At 71.9% G+C, this 11,845-nt stretch carries 3 protein-coding genes; all 3 read left to right on the top strand.

The window, feature by feature from the left end; all coding sequences use genetic code 11:
- The first annotated feature begins 5 nt into the window (after positions 1-5).
- Positions 6-10,865, top strand: coding sequence for a non-ribosomal peptide synthetase (locus CFP71_RS42150; RefSeq protein WP_279629273.1), 10,860 nt, complete (start codon positions 6-8; stop codon positions 10,863-10,865).
- 23 nt (positions 10,866-10,888) lie between these two features.
- A complete protein-coding gene (locus CFP71_RS42145; RefSeq protein ID WP_244200044.1) occupies positions 10,889-11,599 on the top strand; it encodes a thioesterase II family protein in 711 nt (236 codons plus the stop codon).
- Between the two features lie 9 nt (positions 11,600-11,608).
- Positions 11,609-11,845, top strand: a 237-nt coding sequence (locus tag CFP71_RS42140; protein ID WP_143267293.1) for an SDR family NAD(P)-dependent oxidoreductase, incomplete at its 3' end; no start/stop codon positions are given.

Below are 11,845 nucleotides of genomic sequence, written 5' to 3'. Positions count from 1 at the left end.
AGCGGCTGTACCGCACCGGTGACGTGGTGCGGTGGCGTGCGGACGGCGAGCTGGAGTTCCTGGGGCGCACGGACGACCAGGTGAAGATCCGCGGGTTCCGGATCGAGCTCGGCGAGGTCGAGGCGGTGCTGGGCGCCTGCCCGGAGGTGGACCGGGTCGCGGTCCTGGCGCGCGAGGACACGCCGGGGGACAAGCGGCTCGTCGCCTACGTGGTGACCACCGGCGCCGACCCGGCGGGGGCGGTGCGCGCGTACGCGTCGGAGCGGCTGCCGTCGTACATGGTGCCGTCCGTGGTCGTGCCGCTCGACGCGTTGCCGTTGACCCCGAACGGAAAGCTCGACCGCAAGGCTCTTCCCGCGCCCGGTCCGACGCTGGTCGCGGGTACGGGAAGGCTCCCCGCGAGCCCTCGGGAGGAGTTGTTCTGCGCGGCGTTCGCCCACGTTCTCGGCCTCGGCGAAGTGGGGGCCGACGACGACTTCTTCGCACTGGGCGGGCATTCGCTCTTGGCGGTGTCCCTTGTGGAGTATCTCCGCACCCGGGGCGCCGAGGTGTCGGTGAAGGCGGTGTTCGAGCACGCCACCCCGGCGGGGCTGGCCGCGTCGGCGGGCCCGGACCGCGTGGTGGTGCCACCGAATCTGATCCCGCCCGGCGCGACCGCGATCACGCCGGAGATGCTGCCCCTGGTCGAGCTGACCGAGGCCGAGCTCGACACGGTGATCGAGGCCGTGCCGGGTGGCGCGGCCAACGTCGCCGACGTGTACCCGCTGGCGCCGTTGCAGGAAGGCATGTTCTTCCACCACCTGATGGCCAAGGGGGAGGACGCGGACGTCTACGTGCTGCCGACCGTGCTGCGCTTCGGCTCGCGAGACCTCCTCGACGGTTTCCTCGGTGCCCTGCAAGGGATCGTCGATCGGACCGACATGTACCGGACGGGGGTCGTCTGGAAGGGACTGCGCGAACCGGTGCAGGTCGTGTGCCGGACCGCCGCGTTGCCGGTGGACGAGGTCGTCCTCGACGGCAGCGGTGACGTCACCACTCAACTGATGGCGGGGGCGGGGATGGCGCTGGACCGGGCGCCCCTGATGCGGGTCCGGGTCGCCCTCGAACCGGACACCGGCCGCTGGGTCGTGTTGCTGCTCATCCATCACCTGGTGCAGGACCACACCGCGCTCGACGTGCTCCTGGACGAAGTCCGCGCGATACTCGCCGGGCGGGCAGCGGACCTGCCCGAACCCGTGCCGTTCCGCGAATACGTCGCGAGGGCGCGATTCGGTGTCTCCAGGGAAGAGCACGAGGCTTACTTCGCCGGGCTGCTCGGCGACCTGACCGAGCCGACGGCACCGTACGGGCTGCTCGACGTGCACGGCGGCGGCGAGGCGGTGACACGCGCCGACCGCTGGGTCGACGACGCACTGGCCCGGCGGGTGCGAGGGCTTGCCCGCTCGCGCGGGGTCAGCCCCGCGGCCGTCTTCCACCTGGCCTGGGCTCGGGTCCTCGGCACCCTGGCGGGACGCGACGACGTGGTGTTCGGGACCGTCCTTTTCGGACGGATGACCGCCGAAGCCGACATACGGCGGGCGGCGGGCCCGTTCATCAACACGCTGCCGGTCCGCGTCCGCCTCGACGACACCGGCGCGGGCACGGCGTTGTCGGCCATGCGGGGACAGCTGGCCGGGTTGATGGCGCACGAACACGCGCCGCTCACGGTCGCGCAGTCGGCCAGTGGCGTGCCGGGCGGTCTTCCGCTGTTCACGTCACTGCTCAACTATCGCTTCACCGCGGCCCCTGAGGAGGACGAGAGGGGGCAAGACCCTGTCGACGGCATCGAGCTCCTGGCGTACCGAGAGCAGAGCAACTACCCGCTGACGGTGTCCGTGGACGACGTGGCGGGCCGGTTCCTGCTGACCGTGGACGCGCTCGCCCCGGCCGATCCGGAGCAGGTCTGCGGATTGCTGCACGCCTGCCTCGACAGTCTCGCCTCCGTACTCGAAGAAGACCCCGGTACGGCGCTTTCGGCGGTCGAAGTGGTGGACGCCGCCGAACGACGGCGTGTGCTGGACGCGGGGACCGGGCCGGTCCGCGAGACACGGCAGGTGTCGTTCGGGGACCTGTTCGCGGCGCGGGCGGCCGAAACGCCGCACGCCGTGGCGCTGGCACGCGGGGACGTCGAACTGTCCTATCGGGACCTGGACGCGGTCACGAACCGCTTGGCACGACTGCTGATCGCGCGGGGCGCCGGGCCGGAATCGGTGGTCGCCGTGGTGCTGGAGCGGTCGCTGGAGCCGGTGATCGCGTTCCTCGCGATCCTGCGGGCGGGCGCGGCCTGCCTGATGGTCGATCCCGCTCTTCCCGCCGAGCGAGTCGGACTGATGTTCGCCGACGTCGCCCCGGCGCTGGTGCTGACGAGCGCCGGTCTCCGGTCGGTGGTGCCCGACGGCGTGCCCACGGTCGTGCTGGGGTCGCCGGAGGTCGACGCGGAGCTCGCGCGGCTGGACGACGCCCCGGTCAGCGACGCCGACCGGGTCACCCGGTTGTCGCCGGACCACCCGGCGTACGTGATCTACACGTCCGGCTCGACCGGACGGCCGAAGGGCGTCGCGGTCACGCACCGCGGCCTCCCTTCGCTGGCACGAGCCCAGATCGAGTCCTTCGCGCTGGATGGCTCGTCCCGGGTGCTGCAACTGGCCTCGCTCAGCTTCGACGCGTCGGTCATGGAAATGGTCATGGCGCTGTCGTGCGGAGCGACCTTGGTCGTCCCGGCGGTGGCGGGGCCGCTGGCGGGAGACGACCTCGCCGAGGTGCTGCGGACCGAACGGATCACCCACACGCTGATCCCGCCGAGTGTCCTGGCCACCGTGCCCGAAGGATCGGGCGACGCGCTGGTCACGCTGGTGGTGGGCGCGGAGGCGTGCTCGCCGGAGCTGGTCGGACGCTGGGCACCGGGCCGCCGGATGGTGAACGCCTACGGCCCGACCGAGATCACCGTGCTGTGCACGCTGAGCGATGAGCTGCGTCCCGGCGAGGTTCCGCCCATCGGCCGTCCGATCGAGGGCGTCCGCTTGTACCTGCTCGACGACAGGCTGGCCCCGGTACCGGCAGGCGTGCCGGGCGAGCTCTACGTGGCGGGTCCTGGCGTGGCACGGGGCTACGTGGGCCGTGCCGGGCTGACCGCCGAACGGTTCGTGGCCTGCCCGCAAGGCGGGCGGATGTACCGGACGGGTGACCGGGCTCGCTGGGGCGCGGACGGACAGCTGGTGTTCCTCGGCCGCGGCGACGATCAGGTGAAGATCCGCGGCTTCCGGATCGAACCGGGCGAGGTCGAGGCCGTGGTGGCCGCGCATCCGGCGGTGCGCGCGGCCGCGGTCGTCGTCCGCGAGGACGTCCCCGGCGACAAGCGCTTGGTGGCGTATGTGGTCCTGGGCGAGGACAACGGCGAAACGGTGCGGGAGTTCGTGGCCGCGCGCCTGCCGTCCCATCTGGTCCCGGCGGCGGTCGTCGAGCTGGACGCCATGCCTCTGACACCCAGCGGGAAACTCGACCGCGCCGCGCTGCCCGCCCCCGGGTACACCGCCGGTGACGGCCGGGCGCCGTCCAGTGCCCGCGAAGAACTGCTGTGCGGCGCGTTCGCCCACGTCCTGGGGCTGCCGTCGGTCGGGATGGACGACGACTTCTTCGCGCTGGGCGGGCATTCCCTGCTCGCGATCCGGCTGGTGAGCCGGGTGCGCGCGGTGCTGGGCGTCGAACTGCCCCTCCGGGCGCTGTTCGAGACGCCGACACCGGCCGCCCTCGTCCGCGGTCTCGTCGAGGCCGCGCCGGGACGGGCCGCGCTGGCGGCGCGGGAACGGCCGGACCGGGTGCCGTTGTCGTTCGCGCAGCGGCGGCTGTGGTTCCTGCGGCAACTGGACGGGCCGAGCGCCGCGTACAACGTCCCGGTGGGCCTTCGGCTGTCCGGGGAGCTGGACCGGGAGGCGCTGGAGGCCGCGTTCCACGACGTGATCGAGCGTCACGAGGTCCTGCGGACGGTGTTCCCGATGGTGGACGAGGAGCCGTGTCAACAGGTCCTGCCGGTGTCCGAAACCGGGTTCGAGCTCCGGTTCGCCGAGGTGCCGCCCGAGGACCTCGACGACGCGGTGGGCGCGGCGGCCGGGTACGAGTTCGACCTCGCCACGGAGATCCCGCTGCGGGCCTCGTTGTTCGCCACCGGGGCGCGGGAGCACGCGCTCGTGCTGGTGGTGCACCACATCGCGGGTGACGCCTGGTCGATGGAACCGCTGGCCAGGGACCTCGCGACGGCCTACGCCGCCCGGCTCGGGGGACACGAACCGGAGTGGGCGCCGTTGCCGGTGCAGTACGTCGACTACACGCTCTGGCAGCGGGACCTGCTCGGTGACGAACACGCCGCGGGCACGGTGCTGGCCGACCAGGTGGCGTACTGGCGGGACGCCCTCGCGGGGGCGCCGGACGAACTGGAGCTGCCCGCGGACCGGCCGCGGCGGGCCGAGGCGTCCCATCGCGGCCACGAGTTGCCGGTCCTGGTGCCCGCCGAGGTCCACGCGCGGCTGCTGGAGCTGGCCAGCGCCGAGGGCGCGACGGTCTTCATGGTGCTGCAAGCGGCGCTCTCGACGTTGTTGCACCGGCTCGGCGCGGGCACCGACATCCCCATCGGGGCCGCCGTCGCCGGGCGGATGGACCAGGCGCTGGACGAGCTGGTCGGCTTCTTCGTGAACACCCTGGTGATCCGCGGCGACCTGTCCGGCGACCCGACGTTCCGGGAGCTGCTCGGGCGGGTGCGGGCCACCAGCCTGGCGGCGTACGAGAACCAGGACGTGCCGTTCGAGAAGCTGGTCGAGGAGCTGTCCCCGACGCGATCGCTGGCCCGGCATCCGCTGTTCCAGGTCATGCTCACGGTGCAGAACACCACCGGCGCCGGCGGTGGACCGGCCGCCGGGTTGCCTGGTCTGCGGGCGGACTCGCTTTCGATGGGCGGCGCGGCGTCGGCCAAGTTCGACCTCGACCTGAGCCTGGGGGAGACCTTCGACGAGTCCGGTGCCCCGGCGGGACTGCACGGTTCCCTCACCGCGGCCTCCGACCTGTTCGACGAGTACACGACGGGGCGGCTCGTCAGTTACCTGATCCGGGTCCTCACGGCGGTTTCCGCCGACGTCGAAGTCCGCGTGAGCGCGGTGGAGATGCTCGATCCGGCCGAGTACCACCGGATCGTCGAGGAATGGAACGACACCACTCGCGCCGTGCCGGATCGCCTCGTGCCCGAGCTGTTCGCCGAGCAGGCGGCGCGGGCGCCGGAGGCGACGGCGCTCGTGGGCGACGGGATCGAGCTGTCCTACGGCGACGTCGAGGCGAAAGCGAACCGCCTGGCGCGCCGGTTCATCGCCCAGGGGATCGGGCCGGAGTCGGTGGTGGCCCTGGTGCTGGGGCGGTCGCCGGAGCTGGTGATCGCCGTCCTGGCGGTGTTGAAGGCGGGCGGCGCCTACCTCCCGATCGATCCGGATCTGCCCGCGGAGCGTGTCCGGTTCATGATCGAGGACGCCGCCCCGGCACTGGTGGTGGACGACCCGGGCTTCGTGGACGAGGCCACGGATCACGCGCCCACCCCGGTGTCCGACCGCGACCGGATCGCGCCCTTGTCACCGACCCATCCGGCGTACGTGATCTACACGTCGGGGTCCACCGGGCAGCCGAAGGGTGTCGTCGTCACCCATGAGTCCTGTGTGAGTCTCTCGGTGAGTCACGAGAGGTACGGCGTCGGAGCCGAGAGCCGGGTCGCGCAGTTCGCGTCGGTGGGCTTCGACATGTTCTGCGAGGAGTGGTTGCTCGCGTTGCTGTCGGGGGCGGCGCTGGTGATCGTGCCGCCGGACCGGCGGCTGGGGCGGGAGCTGGCTTCGTTCCTGGTGGAGCAGCGCGTCACCCATGCGACGTTGCCGCCCGCGGTGGTGGCGACGATGCCCGATGACGTGCTGGATCCGGGGTTCGTGCTGGATGTGGGCGGTGAAGCGTGTCCGCCGGAGCTGGTCGAGCGCTGGGCGGACGGGCGCACGATGTTCAACACCTACGGTCCGAGCGAGGCGACGGTCGACGCGACGGTGTGGCGGTGCCGGCCCGGCCTGGAGCCGGGTACGGCGGTGCCGATCGGCCGTCCCATCGCCAATACCCGGGTGTACGTGCTGGATTCGGCGCTGCGGCCCGTGCCGACGGGCGTGGTCGCCGAGCTCTACCTGTCGGGCACGAGCCTGGTGCGCGGCTACCTGGGCCTTCCCGAGATGACCGCCGAGCGGTTCGTGGCCAATCCCTTCGAGCCGGGACAGCGGATGTACCGCACAGGCGACCGGGTGCGCTGGGACGCCGACGGACAGCTCGTCTTCGCGGGCAGGGCGGACGATCAGGTGAAGATCCGCGGGTTCCGGATCGAACCCGGCGAGGTCGAGGCCGTGCTCGCGGGGTATCCCGGCGTCTCCCAGGTCGCGGTGATCGCGCGGGAGGACTCGCCCGGCGATCCGCGGCTGGTGGGGTACGTCGTGCCCGAGGAGGGCGCGGACCTCGGCGGGCTGCGGGGCTTCGCCTCGGAGCGGTTGCCGTCGTACCTGGTGCCGTCGGCCGTGGTGGAACTGGAGGCGTTGCCCCTGACGGTCAACGGCAAACTGGACCGGAGGGCGCTGCCGGCGCCCGCGTACGAGACCGGTTCGGGACGCGTCCCCACCACGACCGAAGAAGAGCTGCTGTGCCAGGCCTTCGCCGAGGTGCTGGGGCTGCCGTCGGTCGGCGTGGACGACGACTTCTTCGCGCTGGGCGGGCATTCCCTGCTGGCGGTGTCGCTGGTGGAGTGGCTGCGGCAGCGCGGGGTTTCGGTTTCGGTGCGGGCGTTGTTCGTGACGCCGACGCCCGCGGGGCTGGCCACGGCCTCCGGCCCGGAACCGGTGGTCGTGCCGCCGAACCTGATCCCGGCCGGGGCGACCAGGCTCACGCCGTCGATGCTGCCGATGGTCGAGCTGACCGAGGCGGAGGTCGCCAGGCTGGTGGAGCAGGTGCCGGGCGGCGCGGCGAACGTGGCGGACGTGTACCCGCTGGCGCCGTTGCAGGAAGGCATCTTCTTCCACAACCTGATGGTCGGCCACGAGGGCACGGACGTGTACGTGACGCCCGCGGTGATCGAATTCGAGTCGCGGCCGCTGCTGGACGAGTTCCTCACGGCCATGCAGTGGGTGGTGGACCGGCACGACATCTACCGCACCGCGGTGATCTCCGACGGACTCCCGGAACCCGTGCAGGTGGTGGTGCGCCACGCCGAACTGCCGGTCTCGGAGGTCGAGCTCCGGCAGGGCGGGCAGGATCCCGCCGAGGAGCTGACCGCCGCCGTCCGCGACTGGATGCCGCTGGACCGGGCACCACTGCTGACCACGCACATCGCCGCCGATCCCGACGGCGATCGCTGGCTGTGCCTGCTCCGGGTCCACCACCTGCTCCAAGACCACACCGCGATGCAGGTGATGCTCACGGAGCTGCGGGCCCACCTGGCGGGCCGCACCGACGAGCTGCCGCCGCCGTTGCCGTTCCGCGAGTTCGTCGCGCAGGCGCGGTTCGGCGTGCCGAAGGAGGAGCACGAACGGTACTTCCGCGAAGTCCTCGGCGACGTCACCGAGCCGACCGCTCCGTACGGGCTGACCGAGGTTCACGGCGACGGCACGACGACGGGGCAGGCGGGCCTCCGGGTGGAGGAGGCGCTGTCCGGGCGGCTGAAGGAGATCGCGCGATCGCTGGCGGTCAGCCCGGCGACGGTGTTCCACCTGGCGTGGGCGCGGGTGCTGGCGGCCTTGTCCGGCCGTGACGACGTGGTGTTCGGCACCATCGTGTTCGGCCGGATGAACTCGGGTGCCGGCGCCGACCGCGTCCCCGGCCTGTACATGAACACCCTCCCGGTGCGGGTACGGCTCGGCGGGCTTTCCGTCGGCGAAGCGCTGACCGGCCTGCGGAACCAGCTCGCCGACCTGATGGTCCACGAACACGCGCCGCTGGCGCTGGCGCAGGCGGCCAGCGGCCTGGCGGGCGGCCCGCTGTTCACCTCGCTGTTCAACTACCGGCACAACCAGGAGGTGTCCAGGGACGAGGCGGAGTCGATGGACGGGATCGACCTGGTGTCGGTCCGCGACCTGACCGACTATCCGCTCGGCGTCGCCATCGACGTCGACGGCACCGGCTTCACGATCGCCGTGGACGCGGTGGCACCCGCCGACGCCGACCAGGTCTGCGCGCTGCTGCACACCTGCCTGGACAACCTGGTCACCGCCTTGGCGGAAGCGCCCGGCACGTCGTTCTTCGCGGTGGACGTGCTGGGCGAGGCCGAGTCGGCCGAGCTGGTCGGGACGCGCAACGACACCGCGATCGCGGCGGCGGACGTCTCGGTGCCCCAGGCGTTCGCCGAGCGCGTGGCCGCCGATCCGGACGCGGTCGCGGTCGTGGGTCAGGACTTCCGGCTCACCTACGGCGAACTGGACACGCGGTCCGATCGGCTGGCGCGGGCGCTGGCGGTGGACGGGGCGGAACAGATCGTGGCTGTGCTGCTGGAACGCACGGTCGACGTGGTCGTGACGTTCCTCGCGGTGCTGAAGGCGGGCGGGGTGTACCTGCCGCTGGATCCGTCGTGGCCGGTCGCCCGGATGCGGGCGGTCGTGCGGGACGCGGGCGCGCGGCGGGTGGTGGTGCACGAGGCGACGGAGGGCCATGAATTCGCCCGCACGACCGGACTGGCCCGGATAGCGGCCGATCGCGGCGAGATCACGGACGTCCGCGCCGCGCTGCCGCCGGTCCCTCCGGGCAGCGCGGCGTACGTGATGTACACGTCGGGTTCGACGGGCGTGCCGAAGGGTGTGGTGGCGACTCATCGGGATGTCGTGGGCCTGGCGAAGGATCGGTGCTGGGGTTCGCCGTCGCGGGTGTTGTTCCACGCGCCGCACGCGTTCGACGCGTCGTCGTACGAGTTGTGGGTGCCGCTCTTGTCGGGCGGGGCCGTGGTGGTGGCGCCGGACGAGCGGGTGGACGCTGAGGTGCTCCGGCGGTGGATCTCCGCGTACGACGCGTCGCACGTCCATGTCACGGCGGGCTTGCTGCGAGTGCTCGCCGAGCAGGATCCGGCCTGTTTCGCGGGTGTCCGCGAGGTGCTCACGGGTGGTGACGTGGTTCCGGCCGATTCGGTGCGGCGGGTGCTGGAGTCGAACCCCGGTGTCCGGGTGCGGCAGTTGTACGGGCCGACCGAGGTGACGTTGTGCGCCACCCAGTACGAGGTCGGTGCCGTCGACGAGGTCGGCGAGGTGCTGCCCATCGGGCGGCCGATGGACAACACCCGGGTGTACGTCCTCGACGGCGCGCTGAACCCGGTGCCGGTCGGGGTGGCCGGCGAACTCTATGTGGCAGGCGCCGGTGTCGCGCGCGGTTACGCCAACCACGCGCCGATGACGGCGGAGCGGTTCGTCGCTTGTCCGCACGGGGAACCCGGTGCGCGGATGTACCGCACCGGAGACCTGGTCCGATGGTCCAAGGAGGGGCCACTGGAGTTCGTCGGGCGCGCGGACGACCAGGTGAAGATCCGCGGGTTCCGGGTCGAACCCGGCGAGGTCGAAGCCGTCCTCGGCGGATATCCGGGTATCGCGCACGCCGCTGTCGTGGTGCGCGAGGACGTTCCGGGGGACAAACGTCTCATCGGGTATCTCGTGCCGCACGAGCACGTCACCCTCGACGACGCCGGAATGCGGGAGTACGCCGCCGAACGGCTCCCGGACTACGCGGTCCCCGCCGCGTTCGTCCACCTCGACGCCCTGCCGTTGACCGGCAACGGAAAGCTCGACCGGAAAGCACTGCCCGCGCCCCAGTACGAAACCGGGGCGGGCGACGGAGGGACGAACGGTCCGCTCGCCGTACTCGAACAGGCCGTGTGCGAGACGTTCGCCGAGGTGCTCGGGCTCCCCGAGGTCGGGGTGAACGACGACTTCTTCGCGCTGGGCGGGCATTCGCTGCTGGCGGTCGCCCTGGTGCAGAAGCTCAAGCACCGTGGCATCACCACCTCGGTCCAGGACGTGATGGCCGCCCCGACCCCGATCGCGCTGCTGAACACGCTCAGCCTGTCCTCGGTGCGGGGCTCGCTCGGCGTGCTGCTGACCATCCGCGGCGCGGGCGACCGGCCACCGCTGTTCTGCGTCCACCCGGCGGGCGGGCTGAGCTGGTGCTACACGCCGTTCGCCGGGCACGTGCCGCCGGACGTGCCCGTCTACGGGTTGCAGGCCCGCGGCATCGACGGCGAGACCCCGCTCGCGGGTTCGGTGGCGGAGATGGCGGACGACTACATCGCGCAACTGCGCGCGGTGCGGCCTGCCGGTCCGTACTACATCGTCGGCTATTCGTTCGGCGCCACTCCCGCCCACGAGATCGCCGTCCGGCTGCGGGCACAGGGCGAGGAGGTCGCCCTGGTCGTCATGGACTCGTTCCCGCTCGCCGAGATCGTTAAGGAAACGAAGGAGACTGCCGACGGCGACGAACCGTGGGAAGAGGTGATCCGGGCGGAGTTCGGCCACCTGCTCGGCGGGTTCTCCGACGCGGAACTCGCGGTCTTCGCGCGGATCTTCGAGAACAACACCAGGATCAGGGCGGCGCATCCCACCGGACTGTTCGACGGCGACACGCTGATCCTCACCGCCACCGACAACGCGTCGGAAGACGGGCCTCTCCGGGCCCGATGGGCTCCTTACGTCTCCGGCGAACTGACCGAGGTGCCCATTCCCGGTGAGCACGCGGACATGGTCCGTCCCGACAAGATGGGCCTGGTCTGGCAGGCGATCGCTTCCTGGCTGGAATCGCGATGAGCGAAGGAAAGGAGAGAACGGACATGCGACGGACCTCCCTGGTGTGCGTCCCCTTCGCGGGGGCGGGCGCCTCGTTCTTCCACCCCTGGGCGGCACTGACGGACGGGGCCCCGCGGATCATCGCGCTGCAGCTGCCCGGACGGGAGTGGCGGCTTTCCGAGGACCCGTACCGGAACGTCGCGGAAGCGGCGGCCGGGTTGCTGCCCGCCGTCACCGGCGAACTCGAGCCGGGGGAACGGATCGCGGTCTTCGGCCACAGCCTCGGCGCGGTGCTGGCCTACGAGCTGGCCCACTTGCTGGTCGCGCGGAGCGACGCCGAGGTGGTGCGGTTGTTCGTGAGCGGCTCGCCCGGCCCGTGGACGCGGCGGACCCGGCGCGCGACCGGCCTCCCCGACGAGGCGTTCCTGGCCAGGGTCAAGGAGTTCGCCAAGTACGACCACGAGGCGCTCGCCGACCCGGACATGCGGGAGCTGATCCTGCCGACCCTGCGCGCGGACGTCGAGATGCACGAGAACTACGTGCCCGTGACGGACCGGCCGTTGCCGCGGCCGATCACCGCCGTGCGCGGGACCGGGGACGACCTGGTGACGGCCGCACAGACGGCCGAATGGCTGCAGGCGACCAGCGCCGAGTTCGCGCAGGAGGAGATCGAGGGCGGGCACATGTACCTCGCCGAGGATCCCGGTTCCTTGCTGCGGCTGGTGAACGACGAACTCGCCCATCGAGAGTACTGAGGGGAAGCGATGCGACTCGACGGCAAGACCGCGATCGTCACCGGGGCCGCCCGCGGTCTCGGCCGGGCCTGCGCGGTCGCCTTCGCCCGCGAGGGCGCCGATCTCGTCCTGCTCGACGTCTGCGCGGATCTGCCCGGTGTGTCGTATCCGATGGGCAGCGCGAGCCAGCTCGCGCACACCGCCGACCTGTGCCGTGCGCGGGGCGCGGCCGTGCTGACCCGGCACGCCGACGTGCGTGACCTGGCC

The sequence above is a fragment of the Amycolatopsis thailandensis genome (assembly GCF_002234405.1).
GTDB lineage: Bacteria > Actinomycetota > Actinomycetes > Mycobacteriales > Pseudonocardiaceae > Amycolatopsis > Amycolatopsis thailandensis.
This window is presented reverse-complemented; position numbering and strand designations above follow the sequence as displayed.

Coding starts and splice junctions, on each gene's coding strand:
- CFP71_RS42145 (WP_244200044.1), top strand. CDS start 10,889: ATGCGACGGACCTCCCTGGTGTGCGTCCCCTTCGCGGGGGCGGGCGCC.